The sequence below is a fragment of the Neobacillus vireti genome, assembly GCF_036962465.1.
GTDB classification, from domain to species: Bacteria; Bacillota; Bacilli; order Bacillales; family Cytobacillaceae; genus Neobacillus; species Neobacillus vireti_B.
Genome location: NZ_JBALNF010000025.1, coordinates 83579 through 104593 on the forward strand (window position 1 = coordinate 83579; position 21015 = coordinate 104593).

Annotated in this window: 21 protein-coding genes; 11 read left to right on the plus strand and 10 right to left on the minus strand. The window is 37.5% G+C overall.

The genetic code is table 11. The features are described from left to right. Positions 1–521: 521 nt before the first annotated feature. Positions 522–3425 carry a DEAD/DEAH box helicase gene (locus tag V7077_RS10860; protein ID WP_335501251.1) on the plus strand — a complete coding sequence of 968 codons (2904 nt, stop codon included), beginning with the start codon at positions 522–524 and terminating at the stop codon, positions 3423–3425. Between the two features lie 199 nt (positions 3426–3624). Here the strand turns inward: V7077_RS10860 and V7077_RS10865 are convergent, their stop codons facing one another. Next, entirely contained in the window at positions 3625–4791 is a 1167-nt protein-coding gene (locus V7077_RS10865; protein WP_335501253.1) for a hypothetical protein, read from the minus strand. 515 nt (positions 4792–5306) lie between these two features. On the opposite strand from V7077_RS10865, the gene V7077_RS10870 reads away from it, so the two are divergent. The 4 genes from V7077_RS10870 to V7077_RS10885 are packed head-to-tail and all read left to right on the plus strand — an operon-like array spanning position 5307 to position 9068. Then, positions 5307–5696, plus strand: coding sequence for a GntR family transcriptional regulator (locus V7077_RS10870; RefSeq protein ID WP_335501255.1), 390 nt, complete (start codon positions 5307–5309; stop codon positions 5694–5696). Continuing rightward, a complete protein-coding gene (locus V7077_RS10875; RefSeq protein WP_335501257.1) occupies positions 5689–6591 on the plus strand; it encodes an ABC transporter ATP-binding protein in 903 nt (300 codons plus the stop codon). Before V7077_RS10870 ends, V7077_RS10875 begins: the two co-directional genes overlap by 8 nt. Continuing rightward, entirely contained in the window at positions 6566–8521 is a 1956-nt protein-coding gene (locus tag V7077_RS10880; RefSeq protein WP_335501259.1) for a DUF6449 domain-containing protein, read from the plus strand. The genes V7077_RS10875 and V7077_RS10880 overlap by 26 nt, the downstream gene beginning before the upstream one ends. A gap of 1 nt (position 8522) precedes the next feature. Further along, positions 8523–9068 carry an RNA polymerase sigma factor gene (locus tag V7077_RS10885; RefSeq protein WP_335501262.1) on the plus strand — a complete coding sequence of 182 codons (546 nt, stop codon included), beginning with the start codon at positions 8523–8525 and terminating at the stop codon, positions 9066–9068. A gap of 78 nt (positions 9069–9146) precedes the next feature. Here the strand turns inward: V7077_RS10885 and V7077_RS10890 are convergent, their stop codons facing one another. The 3 genes from V7077_RS10890 to V7077_RS10900 form a co-directional block, all read right to left on the minus strand. Then, positions 9147–9545, minus strand: coding sequence for a (deoxy)nucleoside triphosphate pyrophosphohydrolase (locus V7077_RS10890; RefSeq protein WP_335501264.1), 399 nt, complete (start codon positions 9543–9545; stop codon positions 9147–9149). 329 nt (positions 9546–9874) lie between these two features. Beyond that, on the minus strand, positions 9875–10453 hold the full coding sequence (locus tag V7077_RS10895) for a metalloregulator ArsR/SmtB family transcription factor (protein WP_335501266.1): 579 nt from the start codon (positions 10451–10453) through the stop codon (positions 9875–9877). A gap of 178 nt (positions 10454–10631) precedes the next feature. Continuing rightward, complete coding sequence (locus V7077_RS10900; protein ID WP_335501267.1) at positions 10632–11186, minus strand: hypothetical protein; 555 nt, start codon at positions 11184–11186, stop codon at positions 10632–10634. A 559-nt stretch (positions 11187–11745) separates the two neighbouring features. Here V7077_RS10900 and spxA point away from each other — a divergent pair. From spxA to V7077_RS10920, 4 genes are all read left to right on the plus strand, one after another. Then, positions 11746–12141 carry a transcriptional regulator SpxA gene (spxA, locus tag V7077_RS10905; RefSeq protein WP_335501269.1) on the plus strand — a complete coding sequence of 132 codons (396 nt, stop codon included), beginning with the start codon at positions 11746–11748 and terminating at the stop codon, positions 12139–12141. Between the two features lie 29 nt (positions 12142–12170). Continuing rightward, positions 12171–12305, plus strand: a complete 135-nt coding sequence (locus V7077_RS10910) for a BA3454 family stress response protein (RefSeq protein WP_335501272.1) — start codon at positions 12171–12173, stop codon at positions 12303–12305. Between the two features lie 142 nt (positions 12306–12447). Beyond that, positions 12448–12864, plus strand: a complete 417-nt coding sequence (locus V7077_RS10915) for an RrF2 family transcriptional regulator (RefSeq protein ID WP_335501275.1) — start codon at positions 12448–12450, stop codon at positions 12862–12864. A 104-nt stretch (positions 12865–12968) separates the two neighbouring features. Beyond that, the gene (locus V7077_RS10920) at positions 12969–13280 is read left to right on the plus strand and encodes an IDEAL domain-containing protein (RefSeq protein ID WP_335501277.1); all 312 of its coding nucleotides are present in this window, start codon (positions 12969–12971) and stop codon (positions 13278–13280) included. A 69-nt stretch (positions 13281–13349) separates the two neighbouring features. Here the strand turns inward: V7077_RS10920 and V7077_RS10925 are convergent, their stop codons facing one another. The 5 genes from V7077_RS10925 to V7077_RS10945 form a co-directional block, all read right to left on the minus strand. Next, a complete protein-coding gene (locus V7077_RS10925) occupies positions 13350–14552 on the minus strand; it encodes a CynX/NimT family MFS transporter (RefSeq protein ID WP_335501280.1) in 1203 nt (400 codons plus the stop codon). Positions 14553–14629: 77 nt separating this feature from the next. Then, on the minus strand, positions 14630–15202 hold the full coding sequence (locus V7077_RS10930) for a 5' nucleotidase, NT5C type (RefSeq protein WP_335501282.1): 573 nt from the start codon (positions 15200–15202) through the stop codon (positions 14630–14632). A gap of 277 nt (positions 15203–15479) precedes the next feature. Next, complete coding sequence (gene ribD, locus V7077_RS10935; RefSeq protein WP_335501284.1) at positions 15480–16565, minus strand: bifunctional diaminohydroxyphosphoribosylaminopyrimidine deaminase/5-amino-6-(5-phosphoribosylamino)uracil reductase RibD; 1086 nt, start codon at positions 16563–16565, stop codon at positions 15480–15482. A 68-nt stretch (positions 16566–16633) separates the two neighbouring features. Further along, the gene (locus tag V7077_RS10940) at positions 16634–17365 is read right to left on the minus strand and encodes a GTP cyclohydrolase II (protein WP_335501286.1); all 732 of its coding nucleotides are present in this window, start codon (positions 17363–17365) and stop codon (positions 16634–16636) included. A gap of 34 nt (positions 17366–17399) precedes the next feature. Then, on the minus strand, positions 17400–18509 hold the full coding sequence (locus tag V7077_RS10945; protein WP_335501288.1) for an FAD-dependent monooxygenase: 1110 nt from the start codon (positions 18507–18509) through the stop codon (positions 17400–17402). 245 nt (positions 18510–18754) lie between these two features. Here V7077_RS10945 and V7077_RS10950 point away from each other — a divergent pair, with 245 nt between their 5' ends. Continuing rightward, a complete protein-coding gene (locus V7077_RS10950; RefSeq protein WP_335501291.1) occupies positions 18755–19078 on the plus strand; it encodes a winged helix-turn-helix transcriptional regulator in 324 nt (107 codons plus the stop codon). A gap of 263 nt (positions 19079–19341) precedes the next feature. Here the strand turns inward: V7077_RS10950 and V7077_RS10955 are convergent, their stop codons facing one another. Then, a complete protein-coding gene (locus V7077_RS10955) occupies positions 19342–20310 on the minus strand; it encodes an NAD(P)-dependent alcohol dehydrogenase (protein WP_335501293.1) in 969 nt (322 codons plus the stop codon). Between the two features lie 245 nt (positions 20311–20555). On the opposite strand from V7077_RS10955, the gene V7077_RS10960 reads away from it, so the two are divergent. Continuing rightward, positions 20556–20993: an SRPBCC domain-containing protein gene (locus V7077_RS10960; protein WP_335501295.1), complete on the plus strand. Its 438-nt coding sequence runs from the start codon at positions 20556–20558 to the stop codon at positions 20991–20993. Positions 20994–21015 lie beyond the last annotated feature (22 nt).

Sequence of the window (21015 nt, forward strand, 5' to 3'; positions counted from 1 at the left end):
AGGTATCCTACCGAATTTAATTGGTAGAAAGATAATTTAATATATCAAGATGGTTCATCAAACCTGAATCTAATAAAGGCCATTTTACAAATGGCTTTTAGAGGGGAAAATAGAATGATTATCGGAGAGCCAGGGCAGTCTTACTGGGTACAACAGATGAAGCTTGTTTTTCTAATCATTCCTACCCGTGTGGCAGGTATTGAGATGGACTGATGTCCAGGAATTTTGAACTGCAATAACCAGACTGATGTGACAATTAGTGGAAATGGGATCATTGACGGTGCGAGGGAAGAAGCAAATGTTTCTTATGATAATAGGAAGCGTTTAGCTATGAATCCAGATTCCCATGACAAAAGGCAGCTCTTAAACATTTTTTCATATTATGAGAAATTAAAATACTACTTCGATTTTGCTAAACACAGTCTAAAACAGTAATAGAATTATCTTGTTTCAATAAGGTTGCACTCCATTTTAGGGAGCATTACAATTGATGTATAAAAATGGTATTGAATGGTGATCAAATGAGTAATTTTATCGATAATCTAAAAGTTTCCTTACATAAGGGGTTTATTGACCAAAGGACAAGTAAAACCGGAAATTATAGACCGAAGTTATTAGTGAATAATGCCAAAAAAGGCGAAAATGTTTTAAATACCTTACTTGATGAACTTGATAGCTGTGAATCCTTTATTTTTTCAGTAGCATTTATTACTGAAAGCGGCCTGGCAACTCTTAAATCCCATTTTCTTGACCTTAAACGTAAAGGGGTTAAGGGTCGTATTTTAACTTCAACCTTTCTGAATTTTAATCAACCCAAAGCTTTTAGGGAATTATTGAAGATTAAAAATGTTGAAGTGCGTACGACTGATATTGAAGGGTTCCATTCAAAAGGATATATATTTAATCAGAGAAACCATTATTCTTTAATTGTCGGAAGTTCTAATTTAACAGCCCATGCATTAAAAGTTAATTACGAGTGGAATGTAAAATTAACTTCGCATGAAAATGGGGAAATTGTTAATCATTTTAATAATCAATTTGAAGAAGTTTGGAACGATGCTCTTCCTCTAAATGAAGAATGGATTGAAACGTACGAGAAGAGGTATACACCACTTGTTCACAGGAAAGCTTTAGAGCAGGTAATAGAATTACCGACTCAATACAGTATTAATTCAATCGAAGCGGCCCTAAAAATTAAGCCGAATAAAATGCAAGAAGCGGCATTACAAGGAATCCAGGCGATTCGTGATGCGGGAGCAAATAAGGGGTTAATCATTTCAGCCACTGGTACTGGAAAAACGTATTTGTCTGCATTTGATGTGAGACGGTTTGGTCCAAAACGGATGCTATTTATTGTGCATAGGGAGCAAATTCTGCAAAAGGCTAAAGAAGATTTTAAAAAAATTCTTGGTGGAATTGATGCCGACTTTGGAATACTGTCAGGTACAAGTAAACAGACAAATGCGAAATATTTATTTGCTACAATCAACACTATTTCGAAGGATGATTATTTGGCGCAATTTGATCCTGAAGAATTTGATTATATTCTCATTGATGAGGTTCATAAAGCGGGCGCTAAGTCTTATCTAAAAGTAATTGATTATTTTAACCCCTGCTTTTTAATGGGAATGACCGCTACGCCCGAACGGACAGATGATTTTAATATCTTTGAGCTTTTTGATTATAATATTGCTTATGAAATTCGTTTGCAAGAAGCTCTGGAAGAAGATATGTTATGTCCATTCCATTATTTTGGCGTTACAGACCTAGAATATAATGGTGAGATAATTGATGAGACAGCGGTACTAGCAAAGCTTGTTACCGAAGAACGCGTTAATCATATTCTTGAAAAAGTCCATTACTATGGCTTTTCAGGAGAAAAAGTAAAAGGGTTAATGTTCTGTAGTAGGAAAGAAGAGGCAATGAAGTTAGCTGATGCTTTCAATGAGAAAGGACTACGAACAGTTGCTTTAATCGGGGATCATTCTCAGGATGAAAGGGATCGTCGAGTAAAGCAGCTCGAAGAGGGTTTGTTAGATTATATCATTACAGTTGATATTTTTAATGAAGGAATCGACATTCCAAGTGTTAATCAGGTGGTTATGCTAAGACAAACTCAATCTAGTATCATTTTTATTCAACAACTTGGTCGGGGACTTCGTAAACATACAACTAAGGATTTCGTTACGATCATTGATTTTATCGGGAATTATAAAAATAACTATCTAATACCCATTGCCCTATCCGGGGACAAATCACAGAACAAGGATAATATCCGTCGCTATATTAAGGATACGAGCTATATTAAAGGGGTATCTACGATTAATTTTGAGGAAATTGCCAAAAAGCAGATTTTTAAAGCGATTAACGATAGTAATTTAACAGCGTTAAAAGTTTTAAAAGAAGCATATGTTGAGTTAAAGAATCGGATTGGCAGAATTCCTTATTTATATGATTTTGTAACGAACCATTCCATTGACCCCGAAGTCATAGTTGATAAGTACACGAACTATTATCAATTTTTATTAAAACTCAAGGAAGAAATACCGTTATTGACGAAGTATCAAAACAGTGTTTTGACTATGATTTCTACGGAGATCTTAAATGGCAAAAGGAAACAAGAGATTATTCTATTAGACATTCTATTAAAACAAGAAACAGTAAAATATGATAATTTTATTGAGGAGTTAGTCCATTTTAATTGTCCTATTGACAAGGAGACCCTTTCTTCAGTGTTGCGCGTTTTTAGCTTGGAGTTTTTCACACAAAGTTATAAAGAAAAGTATGGCAATGAGCCAATTATTATTTTAAAAGATGATGGTACCTTTTTATTTAATAATGTGGTTCGAGAAAGTTTATTGGATAATCCATATTTTAACTTTCTAGTAACTGATGTTGTAAAAAGCGCCAAGGAAAAATCTAAACTATATGAATCAGAGGAGCCTCTTACCCTCTATCACAAATATTCGAGAAAAGATGCATGTAAGCTCTTGAATTGGACTAATGATGAAAGTTCTACCGTTTACGGTTATAAAACAAAACACGGAACTTGTCCAATTTTTGTGACCTATCACAAAAACGAAGATGTTGAATCTAGTATAGATTATGCGGAAGAATTCCTAAGCCCTGAAGTCCTTAAGTGGTCAACAAGAAGTAACAGAACGTTAGAATCCCAAGAAGTGAAAACAATTATCGAATCTGAAGAAAGAGGGATTGACCTTCATATTTTTGTAAAGAAAGATAATGATGAAGGAACTGATTTTTACTATTTAGGAAAAGCAACCCCCGATAAAAATAATATCGAGCAGGCAATTATGGAAGATGGTAAGGGGAAAAAGCTGCCAGTTGTACATATGAACCTGGTAATGGAAAATCCAATTGAAAACAAACTATACAACTACATTATTAATGGTACGAATGACTAAAAAATAGTCTTCTCATTTCGAGAAGACTATTTTTCTTGGATTAATAGTTGAACTGCTGGAACATCCGTCGGTGCCCACTTAAGCGACTCTAAGTTTTCTCGTTTTAACCAGATTAACGTTGAATGCTCACTTGGCGTCAGTGTTTTTTAATCCTTAATATGAGACAAGTAGAACACTTGATTTTGACCATTATTTCCGATTACGTCGCCAGCTGTTGTTCATTTTCATGATCAAATTTTCGAAATCTAATAAGTGAGTAAACAAGTACAAGCATTACTCCAAGTGACAAATAAGGTAGGTAAGGAGAATGAATGGACTGAACAAACAGGTACAATACTAGATACATTATTGAACGGCCAAGTGTGATTAAAAATTCACGTTTTAAAAGAATCACGATTTGGTCTTCCTTCTTCATGCCATTTAAATATCTGAAAAATGTATTGTCCATTGTATAACCGTACACGTATACAGAAATCACAAGTCCGACCATTGCCACAAAATAAAGTGGTTTAAATTGTGCGAAACCGGTTAGCAGAATGAACGCGGTACTGATTAAGGTATAAATCACAAACTGTGTTTCCATTTTTAACTTTTTCAATCTCGATATATACACAATACCAATCGTTAAAACGACAATATTTAACACATTCAAAAACGATACATAAAGTGCATTTTTGGATAATACTACCATCAAAACAACTTGAAGACATGCCATGCACTCTAAAACACCTGCAGTAATGATCCCAAATGGCACCATTTGTTTAGACACTTTAACCGTCCTATAATCGTGGACGAAGTTCGATTTAAATTCAGCTTCAATTGAGGGCATTTTGGTGACTGCAACAAAATAAAAAATCGAAATCAAAAGCATAAAACAAAATGAAACTGCGAAATTAAAATAATAGATAAAAAAAGAGTTAATGAGTGGAAGTATAATCATTAAGATATTTTTTACATAGCCAATACGTGAATTAAAGATATCAAGTTCTGATCGAGTGGATAGAACACTTAACCCGTAATTGGAAGACGAATAAAAGAAACCAAAAACACAACCAAAACTAGTCGCTGAAATGACAAGAAGAACGATATGATTTAAGTAAGGACTTAAAAGCAGGACAATAAATAGGATAATGGCTGACAAAGCGCTTAAATAATAGCTTGTTTTCAGTTTATTTTTGAATAGATAATACGTACCAATTGTATAGGCAAAGCACGACAAAAAGTAACTTAAGCCATTAAAGGCAATCAGTGGGCCGAGTGTGGTGCTGTGTTTCCAGAAATAATAACTGATAAAAATGGTGCTGTAGCCGGTTATGCTCAAAAAAACCGATTGAAGCAGGAAAAGCTTTTTAAGATCCGAATTCATCGCGAACACCTCTTTTTCTAGTTGATTTAAAACTTTTTGTATACTTAGTTTAATAGGCAAACAAAGTCTTGTAAAGGGAAAATAATTAACACCCTTGATGAAAACTACCAGCATCTTGTGTGCCACATACACCCGGCACATATGAAGGTATAAACTTCTGTATGAAACCTCCGTTTGTAAAAGGCCATCCACATCTCCCATTGATGGTTATACTCCTCTTGTAACGCATAAAAAGGTCATACTTCTTATTTTTTTCGATTTATTTGTCAAATGAATTCACCAGTTTTTCACTTCTTATATAGAGGCGAAGAGACAAATAGGGCTGTGAATTCAGCTCCTGATGTTGAACTTATGTAAATGACTGGGTCTAGAATGTTAAAAAACAAAAAAATGTTTGTAAAAAATAGTTTTAAGAAAATGTTGAAAAAGTCCTTCCCTTTTGGAAGTTATTGGAATATAATACAAACTGTATTATGTATGATAGTACACTTAGTACAGATTGGGGGCACCCCGTTATGTTTGAGTTAGACATAAGGAGCCGAAAGCCGATATATGAACAGTTGGTAGACAAAATGAAGGAGCTTATCATGAATGAAGTATTAAAACCAGATGAACAGCTGCCATCGGTAAGAACTTTAGCCACAGAACTCACAATCAATCCGAACACGATTCAAAAGGCTTATCGAGAACTGGAAATTCAAGGATTTATCTACTCCATTAAAGGGAAAGGCAGCTTCGTCAATCTAAATAATCAAGTACAGGACTTAGAGAAAATAGAGGCTGTAAGAAAGGATCTTGAAAAACTAGTCTTGGAAGCTTTGTATCTGGGAATCCCAGCGAAAGAGATCATCCAATTGGTTCAAGAACAGGACAAAGCAAAAGGGGGAGGCGAAAACAATGATTGAAATGAAAGGTATTAGCAAGAAGTTTGACCATTATACCGCACTGGAGAATGTCAACTTATCCATCAACAAAGGTTCCATTTACGGTCTGATCGGATCAAATGGTGCAGGGAAAACCACTTTAATTAAACTGTTGGCAGGAATCTACCGCCAAGATAGCGGAGAAGTAACGATAAATAATGAAAGTGTTTTTGAAAATATCAGTCTAAAGCAAAAAGTCTTTTACATACCCGATCAGCCCTACTTTTTCTCGCAATATACTGCAAAGCAAATGGCCCGTTTTTATAAAAGCTGTTACCCAACTTGGGAGGAGGCACGGTTTCAGAATCTGGCCGAGTTATTTGAGTTGAATGTAAATAAAAAAATCCAAACCTTCTCAAAGGGGTGGCAAAGACAGATTGCCTTCATTCTCGCTCTTTCTTCCAATCCGCAATTCCTCATACTGGATGAACCACTGGATGGCCTTGACCCAGTTGTCAGGAAAAAGGTGAAAAACCTGTTAATTCATGATGTGGCTGAAAGAGAAATGACCATTCTCATCTCCTCACATAATCTTCGTGAAATTGAAGATATTTGTGATCATATCGGGATTATTCATAAAGGCACGCTCTTAATCGAGAAAGAATTGGATGATCTGAAAGATGATATTCATAAAATACAGGTTGCTTATAAAAATGGTACTCCTCCAGAAAAGCTGCTATTAAATCTTAATCCGCTTCATACAGAAAAGCGGGGAAGCGTGTATCTTTTTATTGTCAGAGGAGATGAAGATGAAATAGAGAGAAAAATCCAGCAAACAACCCCTGTCATTTTTGACATGCTGCCTCTTACGCTTGAGGAAATCTTTATATATGAAATGGGGGATATCGGCTATGCCATCAAGAATGTCTTGGTTTAATAAAGAATTACTGGTTCAAATTGGCCGGAGTACGGGCTGGGTCTCGATTGTTTACTTTCTTGCCTTACTATTTATTCTGCCGATTCAATTATTAATGATAATCTCTGACGAAACCAAAAGTTATTATCCGCACCCTAACAATCTGTTTCTTGTTAATTTTACCTTCCAAATTGGTCTATTGGTTATTGTCCCTGTCATCTTGGCAGTATTCTTGTTTCGTTTTCTTCATGTGAAACAGGCAGCCGACCTGATGCATAGTATTCCTCTTAAAAGGGATAGGATTTTTCATCAATATGCGCTTACTGGGATAATATTTTTAATATTGCCAATTGCTGTCATTACACTCATTATCCTTTTAATGCATAACATTCTAGACATCAGTGACTTGTATAGTATAAAGGATATTTTTTACTGGGCGGGGACGACATTAGTAATCACGGTGCTGTTATACTCAGCTGCTTTGTTTATTGCCATGATGACAGGAATGTCCATTGTTCAGGCAGTTCTAGCTTATGTTTTTCTATTCTTCCCAATCGGAATCACGATGTTGGTATTTTTTAATTTAAAAATAGTACTCTATGGTTTTCCAGGGGATTATTTTCTAAATCGACAGCTTGAAAAATTGTCTCCGATTACCTATGCGGCTGTCCTCGATGGCAGGAAGTTTCAATGGAATGATCGGATTGTTTACTTGATCTTAACAATTGTACTTTATGGGCTTTCACTATTTTTCTATAAAAAAAGAAACCTTGAAGCAGCCTCCGAGGCGATTGCCTTTCCGAAATTACGTTCCATTTTTAAATATGGGGTTACATTCTGTGTGATGCTGCTTGGTGGTTCGTATTTTCAAGAGGTTTCCTATCAAAGCTTTCACTGGACCATTTTCGGTTATGTAATTGGGGCTGTGATTGGCTATATAGGAGCTGAAATGATTTTAAGAAAAACGTGGCGGGTTTTCGGACGCATAAAAGGCTTAATTGTTTATTTAGCCATAATCGCGGTCCTGGGTATAGGCGTTCAAATTCTAGGAATCTATGAAAATAAAGTTCCTGAGGAAGAACAAATTAAAACCGTTCTGTTCTCTGATCAATGGGGCTTTAATGCAAATGATGATATTTATAGAGAATACTATAAACCATTACCGATGAAGGAAAAAGCAAATATTAAGGCCGTTCGCAGGCTTCACCAGCAGCTGCTTTCTGATAAAAAAATCAATCAGAAAAAAGAAGACAACCACTCTGTGAATTTTTATATTCAATATGAATTGAAAAATGGAAGCAAAGTGACAAGGGAATATAGTATAAATGAACGCCTTTATGAAGATTTTTTTAAACCAATTTATGAATCAAAGGAATATAAGCGATCAACAAAAGAGATTTTTAAATTAAAGCAAAATAAAATAAAAACCCTCACTATAGGAGGGAATGGACCTGTTTCTCAGGGAGTTACCCTGTCAAATTCCAATGATATAAAAGAAGTGATTGCGGCTATAAAGAAAGATGTACTGGCAGAATCATATGAAGAAAGCCGTTACTATAGAGGGTCAAATATTGAAGTCTATCTAGGCAGTGACCACTTTATGAGCTTTGAATTTAAGTCTGACTATCATAATTTAAATGAATGGCTGAAGCAAAAGGATTTACTAAAAGACGCAAAGCCAAACTCAGAGGATGTTACTCATGTACTTGTTGCCAAAGGTGGAATTGAAAATCTGGAGGATATCGAAAAAGTAAAAACGGATATAGAAAAAAGCACAGATACCTTGGATGTAACCAATAAGGGCCAAATTGAACAATTACTAAGTAACCAAAGTGCGGACCCAAATAATGATTACACGGCTGTCTTTTACTTCAGTTCGGCCCATTATTATGAAGTCATGTTTTTTGATGAGAAGCATGCTCCGGATTTCATTAAGGGTCATTTCAAATAGGATGGTGGAGAACCTGAGCACGATTGATTTTAACCAAGTCTACTCTGAGTACGCAAACCGTCTGCTCTATATTGCCCTCAGGTACACAAATGACAGGCGTTGGGCAGAGGACATTGTTCAGGAAACATTTTTAAAGGCATATAAAAAAATAGATACAATTGAAGATGCGAAAAAAGTAGGTGCCTGGCTGTCTATCATTACAGCCAGGACTGCGATCGACTTTTTGCGGTCAGAAAAAAGAAATAGATGGATAACTGTTGACGATGCTCAAATGGAACCTATCATGAGTTATAAGAAAAATAGGATGGACACCGAGGAAATGGCAGGCCTACGTTTTCTTCAAGAGGATGTGGGCAGGTCAATGGAAAGCTTATCAAAGGAGTTCCAAGAGGTGCTGACTCTTAAAGTGAATTATGGTCTAAAAGAAAATGAAATCGCACGCCTGCTCGGTTTGAAGTCAGCAACGGTCAAGACGCGGCTATATCGGGCTAGAAAACAACTAAAACAGGTCTTTGCAAAAAAGGAAACAGCTTTAGAAATATTTTGATCTCCAATCGGCCATTTCCTCTTCTGTAGTCTTTATACAGAGTTTACAAAAAAGTGTAGTCTTCTCAATTTGAGAAGACTACTTTTCTTTGATTAGTTGTTCAACTGCAGGAATATCAGCTGGGGCCCATTTAAGTGAATCGAGATTTTCTCTTTTTAACCAAATGAGTTTTGAGTGCTCACTTTTAGTTGGATTACCTTCAACTACTCTACACTTTATTGAGATTAAATTGATAATAAACGTTTCGTATTCGTGGGTATTGTCATTGAATACTTCTTTGTATGTTTCAATTTTACAATCTAACTCTTCAGTAATTTCTCTCTCTAATGCTGAGAAGATATCTTCGTTTGCTTCTACTTTCCCACCAGGGAACTCCCACATATTTGGAATAGACATTTCTGGGGACCTTAGGGCACAAAGAATTTCTTGGTTTTCATTTTCAATAATTGCTGCCACTACTTTTACAAGTTTTTTCATGATGCCTCCTACTTGTAGTTATTTATTTAGTAATAATGATATCATCTTTTATTTAAAAATTCTTGTTGAGAGAATGCTGAAGCTCTAGATACTGATTGGTACAAAATTAATCAAACGATTAATTAAATCGTTATAACCCTTGGTACGTATATTCCGATAGAACTAATCAAACGTTTAATTAGAAGTTATTCCTAGCTGGAATTGTGAATGGGATGGGAGATCACTTTAGCTCTGTCGCATTATTAGCGCTTGTTTTACAGATAACCTGTTCAGGTTTTTATGATCGTCTAATTAGTTGAGTAAAAAAATGAGCGCCGGATGACGCTCGTTTAGCTCAGCCACCATAACTCAACAGGGTTTAATTCATATTGATTATTTTCACGATACATATACTGACACATAATAAGCTCACGACGTAATGTGGCGTAATCCTCATGAAATTGCTTTAAATATTCATTGATTTCTTTCTCAGGATACACTTTTCCAAATTGTAATCCTTTAACCATATGCTCAAGCACCACTAGCTTTTTCTTTCGTTGGGCAGGATAGTTTTTTAGTCTCCCATCTTTGGTGAAGAAGTTATTAATAATAGCGGCCCGTTCCTCCGCGGTAACCGACATTTCCATACTTGCTTCTCCTCCTGTGCCAGCTGTTAGAATCGCTTTAGCACTGCTTTCTAATATTTTCGTATTAAGTGAAAAATAGATGGTGTTTTTATCACGTTTTTCTTTTATCAGTCCAACTTCTCTAAGCTTTGCCATATGGTGGGTAATCGTTGGAGGTTTAAGTCCAAGTTTTCCAGCAATCGCTTGGCCATGTAGAGGACCCTGTTGGAGCAGAGCAATAATACGAATCCGGGTAAGGTCGCCTAATGCTTTATGAAATTCCACAATTTTATTTAATTGCATTTTAATACACCTACTTTAAGTATCATCTAATTAGATGATAATCGAATCGCATTTATTAATCAATGATTAATTAGCTTAGTAACCGACTTTTTTTGTTTCTTTGAACTTGTAGGGGTACTGACGAAAAAAAGGCTCACTATCAGAGTAGTAAGCCTTCTAGGGATTTGACCATATTAATCTATGACTTAACCTTTACTCCTGCAAAAATAAATCCTGCCCCAGTAAATATTGCCCCTAGGACCTCAATTGCTCTTTGGTAATCACCCGTTGCAGTGGCGCCTGCAAAGACAATTGTTCCAACGAGCAGTAAGTAGCCTATGTAGGCTGGCAGCCGTTTTCCTCTTATAATCAAAGTCCCTAAAAGAATCATTCCAATAACAAATAATAGAGGTCCAAAATTATGGATTGGCTCGTTCATAGGATTGGTAAAGACCTGACTGAGTTTTTCTTTGGAAGCTTCCGCCATTTCAACATATACAATCGCTGTAACGATGACGTTCCCTATGTTGCCAAGTAGCATGGCTAGAAATCCAACTAGTCCATTGGTTTCCCCATGATAAATGTACAGACAAAAGAAAACAAAGATAAGCAGTAAATGAGCCAAGAAAGTAAGGAGACTTCCAGGAACGGAGCCATAATTCCCCGCACCTAGATTAAGCGAATGAGCAACAATTAGAAGAATCCCCGCCAATATAGAAGTGATTTTTCCTAGCCGAGCAATTGATTGATGCATTTTAACTTCACTCCTTAAATCTTTAAAATTCAAGAGAAGATTAGGATGACCGAGATATTAAAAAGATAAAAATACTTACTTTTTCCAGTTAAATTAGCAGTTCCGCAACTCCCTTCCTAATTTTCGCATTCGGTAAAATTTGTGCTGCTTAATTAAAATGTAGTTTGGATTCACCGGAAAGTAAAGGAAAAACTTCCATTTTTTAGCGATAATTTATTTAGCAAATCACTAGGTGGATTTAAGTAAATCGGATTTAAATATCTTGATTAATCAAAGTGTAGAACTTCCTGTAGTTAATGACTGTGGAATTTTTATTTTAAGCCAACACCTTCCATTTGACATTTTTAACTGTAAATAATAAAATTACAGTACAGAAAGTGGTAAATGAGTTAGAAGGTTGATTTTTTTTAACTGAACTGTAATATTTTTTGTTACATTTTAAGGGTGTGTAAAGTTAGGATGTGTAAAACAAAGCAATGTTTCATCCAGCTCACATTGGGGTACCTAACTAACTGACATCCCACGTATACCAAAATTATATGTAAGGAGTGTTTAACGCATGGTGACTCTTTATTCGACTCCAAGCTGTGGTTCTTGCCGAAAAGCAAAAGCGTGGCTCGAGGAACATCATATAGACTATATCGAAAGAAACATATTATCTAATCCTCTTACTGTTGATGAGATAAAATCGATTCTTCGCTTGACTGAAGAGGGAACGAGCGAAATTATTTCAACTAATTCGAAGACATTCCAGGAACTAAATATAAATATTGAATCTCTTCCGCTTAATGATTTTTACAAATTAATCATGGAAAATCCAAAAATGTTGCGTCGTCCCATTATCTTGGACGAAAAAAGATTACAGGTTGGATATAACGACGAAGAAATTCGCAGTTTTCTGCCCCGAAAGCTTCGCACATTTTTGAGTACCGAATTACAAAGAATAGCCAATTAAAGTTTAAATAATAAAGGAGAAATTTAGAAATGATTGAAGTATTCGTAACAGTTAATTATAAAGACAGAAATTATAACACTAATGTCCTTGTGAAAAAGGAAATGGCATGGGATAAAATTAAAATGATTGCAGAAGAGCAAGTTAAAAAACAATGGAATGTTTAAATTTATCCTTGCTGAAGGAGATTGTTTAGCATTAATAATCCAGATATTTGACAAGCTAATCTTTAACGGTTTAGTATTACCATGCGTTACTAAATAGTTTTAATGATTTTAAAATAGTTTTTATTTCTTAGGAGGGCAGGCCATGAATAGTGATTTTACATTAGCCATTCATAGTTTAACTTTTCTTGCGCTTCAGCCCGACCGGATGTCAACAAGTGATGCTATATCAGCGAGTGCCTGTGTACACCCTGTGCGGATTCGTAAAGTGCTAAGTTTGTTAAAAAAACATGGAATTATAAAATCAAAAGAAGGACCTGGCGGCGGATTTTTGTTTGCTCTAGAGCTAAATGAAGTTAATCTCTGGGATATCTATAAGATCACCTCTGAAGGAGCTTTGCAGCCGAAGTGTCCTGATTCAAATGAGCGATGTATTGTTGGTGCAAATATGCAAAGAGTGTTATTTTCTATATTCTTAGGTGCTGAAGAGCATTTGGGTGAATATTTAAAGGACTATACACTAAAAGAAATAATCGACCTTGTTAATAAAGAAGAAGAATAAGTGCTTGTCTCTGAAAAACAATGTCAGGTTTCTTTTAACTTAAAATGTAATAAAAAAAGTTACAGTTAAAGTGTAAAAACAAAATAACTAAGAAGGTGAAAAGGATGTTGTTAAAAACAGGTGATTGGGTTAAGGGAACATCACGGGGTGGGGAATTAATCATGGGTTATATTGAATCCCTTGATAATCCAGGAATCGTTAAGGTAACCGTTGTTACAAGTGACAATAATGAGATCATTGGAAAAAAAGTTTCACTATTAAGCGAACGAGTTAAAAGATTGCCTGTTTCTAACGTGTCAAACAAGGCGCAGACCCAATTTCTAATTGATTTGGCTTTATCAACTGGGGATGAAGAGTGGTTTATTGAGCTTTCTTCCAAGTTAAACTCCATGAATGAACTTGTGAATCAATTATAAATGGAAATCTTATTTTAAGTAACATAAAAAACCTTGCCGATTTGGCAAGGTTTTTTATAGTTCTTAATTTTATACATACCGATTTCGGCCTGACAACATACCAAAAACGGTAAGAACGACAGAAACAACCGTAAGAGCAATAAGTGGAATGGTCCATACATGGGTCATATCATACAAATAGCCGATAAGCAACGGGCCTACTGCTGCCAGGATATAACCGGTTGATTGTGTCATGCCCGATAACTCTACAGCTCTATTGGCATTTCGAGAGCGGAGTCCAATATAACTTAGCGCCAATGGGAAATTTCCGCCTAGTGCAACCCCAATAAAGATAATACTAATAATCAAGATAGGATAGGATGAGCCTAACAGTAGCCCTGCATAACCAATAATGGACAACAACCCTAATAGTAATGCAATCCAAATCTGGGAACGGTAACGCCCTGCGATGACAGGGATAAAGAAACTAGCAGGCAGTCCGACTAGTTGGGTAATCGATAGCATCCAGCCAGCAGTTCCCATGCTTAGTCCATGACTTTGAAGAATTTCAGGTAACCAAGAGATCGTTACATAAAATAAAAACGATTGAAAACCCATAAAGATCGCAATTTGCCAGGCAAGAGGTGATTGCCACATTTCCTTAGAACTGGATGGAGCCTTTTTAATTTTTTTATGATTTCCTTGATTAAACCTAACAAGATAGGTCCACAACAAAATTGCTATGACGGCTGGTATTCCCCATACAAGGAGGGCTCCCTGCCAGCCAAGATTCATATCTTTTGCGAGAGGTACACTTAATCCTGATGCTAATGATGCGACCAATCCCATTGAAGTAGAATATACACTTGTCATGAGACCGAATTTTTCGGGGAACTTATCCTTTACCACGGCAGGCAAAAGGACATTTCCCACTGCAATTCCTACTCCGATAAAAAGAGTGCCTGTGAAAAGAAAAACTGTCACTGGGATGGACCGAATCGCGATACCAATCACAAGGAAGATTAAGCCAAGTAATAACGTCATTTCATTAGAAAAGCGGTTGGCCAACTTTGGAACAATCGGTGACATGGCAGCAAAAATAAGTAAGGGAAAACTCATTAATAAACCAGCACTCCAATGGGCAAGTCCAACATCCTCTTGGATCATTCCCACTAACGGACCTACTGAGGTAATTGCCGGGCGCAAATTAAAGGCTACTAATACAATCCCAGTCACCAATAAAAATATATATGTCGATTTCATGCGTGCAGTTGATTCATGTTGTAACTCCACTAATACAACTCCTCTCTAAAAACAAACCTAAACTAGTATATCATAATACATTTGAGATGGAGGTAGATGTTCTTTTTTTAGTCTGATAAATTCTTGATAAAATCCTGATACTCCGGCCAGTTTACAATCCGAGGCATTGTAACGTGGCGATTATAGGATTGATCTTTTAGATAGACTTTTACCGCTTCTTCTGAAAGAGTCTGTAAAATCTCTGGCTTATCATCGAAGTAAAAATCCAAGTGTAATTGCTTAATAATATTCACTTTTTCGTGATCCTTCATTCCCCAGAAAAACCGTTCATCATGAACAGGAAAACCGTGTTCCAATAACCATTTTTTCGTGCGTTCGCCATGCTCTTGGTAACGTGCCGTAATATAATATATTTCATGACCTTCCTTTTCCAGCTCTTGCAGCAGTTCCACTGCTCCTGGAAAAGCAGGACAATCGGTGTAGTAAATTTCCTCTAGCGAACTTTTCCACATCTTCGAGCCTTCTTCGGCTGTCATTCCAAATGGCTCATGAATCTCTACTTTTTTTAACGCGTTAAAAATCTCAAGTCCTATTTCTTGGCCTAAATTCTTATTATAAATATGGAAGGCATGCTCTCTTAAATTAATCAGCGTATCATCAATATCAAAACCAAATCTCATGTAAACCCTTCTTTCACATTGCTTATTTTTATCTTTTAGAAAAATCTATTGTCCCATTTCAATAGTTGAAGAGCTCTTTCATTGCCCGATGAGGTGGATTTTTGCCCTGTTACAGTAAATGAAGAGCCCGTTCATTGCCCCGGTGAGGTGAATTTAAACCTGTGACGGTAAATGAAGACACCTTTCATTGCCGGCGAGGTACACCACACCACGGTTACGGTAGATGAACGGCTTTTTCATCTAAAAAAAATGGATGGTGACCAGCACCGTCCATTTTTTAGTATATCGGATATCCTGTAAATTTAAAATCTCGCCCAACTGGTGTAACATTTAGATTGGATAACTCAACAGCATTGCCCATCTCCGCAATTCCTGTTCCTTCTAAAAAGGTAGGAGCGGACTGCCCGCCTACAAGCTTAGGAGCCACGTATAGGACCACTTTATCAATTAAACGTTTTTCAAAAAGAGCCGCGTTAATGGTTCCACCAGCTTCAATTAACACAGAGGATACAAGCTTTTCCCCAAGTGTATTCATCACATCGGCCGGATCCACTTGACTTGATCCGCTAGTTACAAAAACGGAGATGCCCTGTTCCTCTAACTGTTTCCGTTTTTCATTATCGTATTTTTCACTAGTAAAAACCCAAGTCTCTGCCTGCTGATCAGTTACCACCTTTGCATCCAAAGGAATTCTGAGCTTTGAATCCAAAATCACCCGAATCGGGTTCCGTCCATTTGGAATTCTTGAGGTCAGTTCAGGATTGTCTTCCACCACTGTATTGACCCCGACAAGGATGGCCATATTTTCACTTCTTAACTGATGAACATCCTGGCGTGCATCAGGAGCGGTAATCCACTTGCTGCTGGCCGTATGGGTAGCCGTTTTACCATCAAGAGTAGTGGCAGCTTTCAAGGTAACAAATGGTTTTTTCTCAATGATGAATTTATTAAATACTTCATTCATCTGCCGGGATTCTTCCTCACAAACCCCTATTACAACTTCAATTCCAGCATCTTTAAGAATTTTTACCCCGTTACCTGCGACAACAGGATTCGGATCTAACGTCGCGATGACGACTTTTTTAACTCCAGCCTCGACCAGTGCAACTGCACAAGGACCCGTTCGCCCATGGTGAGAACAAGGTTCTAAGGTTACATAGATGGTCGCACCTTTAGCATGATCTCCTGCCATTCGAAGGGCATGAATCTCGGCATGTGGTTCGCCAGCCTTCATGTGAGCACCGACCCCGAGGATTCGATTGTCATTGACAATCACAGCGCCAACCAGTGGATTCGGATCGGTCTGACCTTTCATGGCTTGGGCATTCTTTAATGCCAATTGCATATAAAATTCATCATTCATAAAACCCATATCCTCCTGCCATATCAGGATAATGCTCGTATCATCCTGTTTCTCAAAGCTTATCCAAACTACTCTAAATGTCCTGATTTATTAACTTTTGTCTTTAAGTATTTCTCATTATACTCAGAAACATCGCCCCATAAAGGAGTTCTACCGGAAAGCGGGGCACCTGCACTTTTTAAGGCTTTCAGTTTTTTCGGATTGTTTGTAATCAATGTGACTGGCTTTGAGCGCAGTGCCTTTAATACCTCAATTGCGTCATCATAGTTTCTCGTATCATCCTGAAAACCTAAACCTTCATTCGCCTCAACTGTATCATATCCATTTTCTTGAAGAATATAGGCCATCGCCTTGCTAAATAAACCAATTCCTCTGCCTTCGTGGTTAGCTAGATAAAATAAAGCGCCCGACCCATGCTCAACAATCATTTTCATAGATTGTCTTAACTGGAAGCCGCAATCACAGCGTTTGCTGCCAAAGATATCGCCCGTATGACAGATGGAATGCATCCGAATCAAGGCATCATCACCGTATTCAAAATCGCCGTAAACAAGGACACTTGATTGTTGAAATTCCGCTAGTTTAGCAGAAGATAAATGCTGGATGACTTGTTGGAAATCTTCCGTTACCTGTTCTGTCTTTAACCAGCTGTACCATTTAAACTCAATTGTTTCCCCATATAAATTAACAGGCAGCTTAATTGGACCAACTAGATAAATGGCCTCTCCGCCTTTTTTAATCAACTTTATTTTATCCTCTAATAGTGAAAGGACATCTGCCTTTAATTGAACTTGTTCCATGATTATTTCCCCAATCCCATGTTTTTATTATTTTTTAAACACCATTGGCCAGTGCCGGAATTTTAAAATTGTCTTGAAAGGTTTGTTCCTTTATTAATTGCTGACTTTGTAGTTTCTCTGTATCAGCACGCCGGGCATTTTCTAATTTTCTTAATTGTGCTGCACTTCGATCATCTTTGTCGAGTGCTTCCTCGATGACTGTTGCTAAAGCATCCGCATCCAAAAGGGCACAATTGATTCCGAAAGCACCGGTGGGGCTCATTGTATGAGCTGCATCCCCCATGATTACAACCCCGTCTTTAGCCCATACCGGTGAATGACTGCTTTGTACTTTCAATAAGATAAAGTCGTTCCATGACTGAATGTTCTGGTGGACTGTTTCCGTTAGCTCTGGAAACGCCTCAATCACTTGCTCAATAAATGGGGCAAATGATTGCTTTTTCAATGTTGGATAGGAATCTTCCTCAATGTTCCAGCCAATTTGAATAAAACCGCCCTGCTGGGTAAACAGTGCTAGCTGTTTACCGGCAACTAGGGCATTTTTAATGGTTGGCTCCCATCCTTCAGGGCTTGGGATTTTTGCCCAAAGTAAATCATACCCATGTTTAATGGTTGAAAAAGGGATTTCTGCAAGTCTTCTTACGGTCGAGAATCGGCCATCTGCGCCAACGACAATTTTACTTTTTATTGTTACTTTTTGATCGCCTTTTGTTGCAATAAGGCCTGTTACATCCCCATTATTATTAAAGCTTAAATCTGTTACTTTTGTCCCCATTAACAGCTTATAGTTCTGATAGGGCTCAGATTTGCGAATCAGCACACTTAACAGATTCTTCTGCGGTACATGGATACCAACGTGCTCTTCTCCAGCTGCTGGTGTAACAGTTTTTATGACCTGACCATGATGCCAGTATTCGATCCGTTCCATTAATAGCAGCCCAGCTTCTTGTACTTCATTATATAGATTATATTTTTTTAAAACACGTTCTCCGTCCTGATTGAGATGTTCGCCGCGAAATTCTTTGTCAATTCCTGTGTGACGTTCAAGAACGATGGTTGATATCCCTTTTTTTGCAAGCAAATATCCTAGTAATGCGCCGCCTGGACCACCACCGACAATACAAACATCTGCTTCATAATTCATGTGTAAGGACCACCTTATTTAGTCTCGTATAAATTCTATATATATCAACGTATCGATAATGTATTAAGAAAAAGCAAATGAACAAGAATTATAATGATACGGATGTTACTATTTTTGACTTAATAACTTACTTACTTTATGTAACTTATTATATTTTTGAAATTAAATTATGTCAAATAATTTTATTACCTATTGTAATTTTGTTGTCATTTGTAATATGATAATTATGAATAGGAGGGGAAACCATGAATCAACCTGAAATTTGTCCTCGATTCGAAAAAGCCATGGTGATGATGAGCCAGCGCTGGACAGGTCTAGTGATTTATCAGCTGCTAACAGGGTCGAAACGCTTTTGTACACTAGAATCTTCTATGGGAATTAGTGGAAGGGTTCTTTCGGAGCGTCTAAAGGATCTAGAAAATCAAGGAATCGTTAAACGCGAGGTGTTCCCTGAGACACCTGTACGTATAGAATATTCCCTAACCGATAAAGGACTAGCCTTGGAGCCTATTATTAGAGAAATTGAGAAATGGTCACAAACCTGGCTGCCAATGGAATCGGAACAATAAAACAAAAAGTAGCTTTCCGGGTGGCGCAAATGCCATCCGTTTTTTTTGTTACATAAATCATATGCGATTAGGACAGGAACGGCAAGAGTGGGATTGGCTAGCAGGAATAGGTTACAATTCGGATAGGGGCCGGCAAGAATAAGGTAATGCTAGTCCGAGGTCGAGCAAGATTCGGATTGAGGGAAAGTTGAAGGGAGGTCTAGTCTGAATCCAAGGTGGATTCCACCAGTCCCAACAAAAATCCCAAAACCGAATCCTCCATATCAAAGCGTAAGTACAACTTTTCCCTGCGCATGCCCTTCAGCAAAATACCTGAAGGCATCCCTTACGTCACTCAACTTAAAACATTTATCAATAACTGGCTTTACCTTGCCCGCTTCAACAAGCTCTTTCATATAGATCAAATCCTCTTGTTTCGCCCTTTGTAAAAAGCTGCCCATTTTCTTACTCCCAGTCAAAGAAACCCAAGGCCCAAGGGCAAGGGCTTGGAACATTTGAGAACCGGAACCGCCGACATGAACAAAAATACCATTAGGCCTCAAAGCACGTTTATAAGCAGAGAGAGGAAGACCTCCGTTAACACCCAGAATTAGGTCATAACGCTCTGTTTCTTCAGTAAAGCTCTCTTTTGTATAATCAAGACAACGATCTGCCCCAATTGACTCCAGAATAGCTAAATTTCTCGGACTGCACACACCCGTTACCTCAGCACCAAGTGCTTTCGCAATCTGTACAGCAAACGTTCCGACACCTCCAGAGGCACCATTAATCAGTACCTTCTGTCCGGACTGAAGTTTGCCTTTATCCCGTAGACTCTGCAGCGCTGTAACTCCCGCCATTGGTACTGCGGCAGCCTCTTCAAAGGATAAATTAGCCGGTTTTAATGCTAAGGCATTTTCAGGAACAGATACATACTCAGCAAATCCGGACCACCCGCATCCGGATAGGTCACCAAACACCGCATCTCCTGGTTGGAACTCGTTTACATCTTTGCCAACAGCTTCAACCCGTCCGGCAATATCACCTCCGGGTATAGTGTATTTTGGCTTCAATAGACCAAAGGCAAAGCGGGCTAAGAACGGTTCACCTTTTAAAAGAACCAAGTTTCCGTAGTTCAAGGATGCTGCCTGAATTTTTACTAGTACTTGATTTTCCTTAGGATCAGGTTTTTCCACTTCTTTTAATTGAAGAACATCTGGCGGGCCATATCTGTCATAAACAATAGCTTTCATCGTTTCTCCCCCTAAATTCCTATGAATGTTTAACTAAACTCTTTAATATCTAATAATTATCGTTAAAGGAACTATAAAAGAACTACTATTAGATTTTTCCGGACTCTTAAGAAGGGTGGAGGAGAAACGCAGCGAATTAAATAAGTGACCTTATATTTGGGGGGCAAGTTATGCTGACACCAAGTATAAATCACTCTTAAAAGTACGAGGATATAAGGATATGAACAAAAAATGAGGGATATGAAGTGAGGAATCTTACAAAATTCACTATAAAAACGCCAGCAAATGAAGTATTTGAAGCCTTCGTCGATCCAACCAAAATCGGTAACTTTTGGTTCTCGTCGAGTTCGGAAAGGTGGGAACAAGGTAAGATCATTACTGTGATGTATAAAGAGTACAATGCCCAATTGGAAATAGCCGTGTTGGAGATTGAAACCAATAAGAAGATTGTGTTCCAGTGGGGGGCAAATGGAGAAGGGCACGTTGTCACTATTACTTTAAAAGAGGTGGAACCCTCAAATACGATCATTGAAATTGAGGAAGAGGGGTTTTGTGAAAACGATGCCGATCTCGTAGATCAAATATTAGATAATAAAGAAGGCTGGGTCTTTATGTTAAGCTGTTTAAAAGGGTACCTGGAATATGGGGTTACTGAATTGCGAGGCGGGTTAGTAAAAGAGTAACTTAAATAGTATACGGGAATTG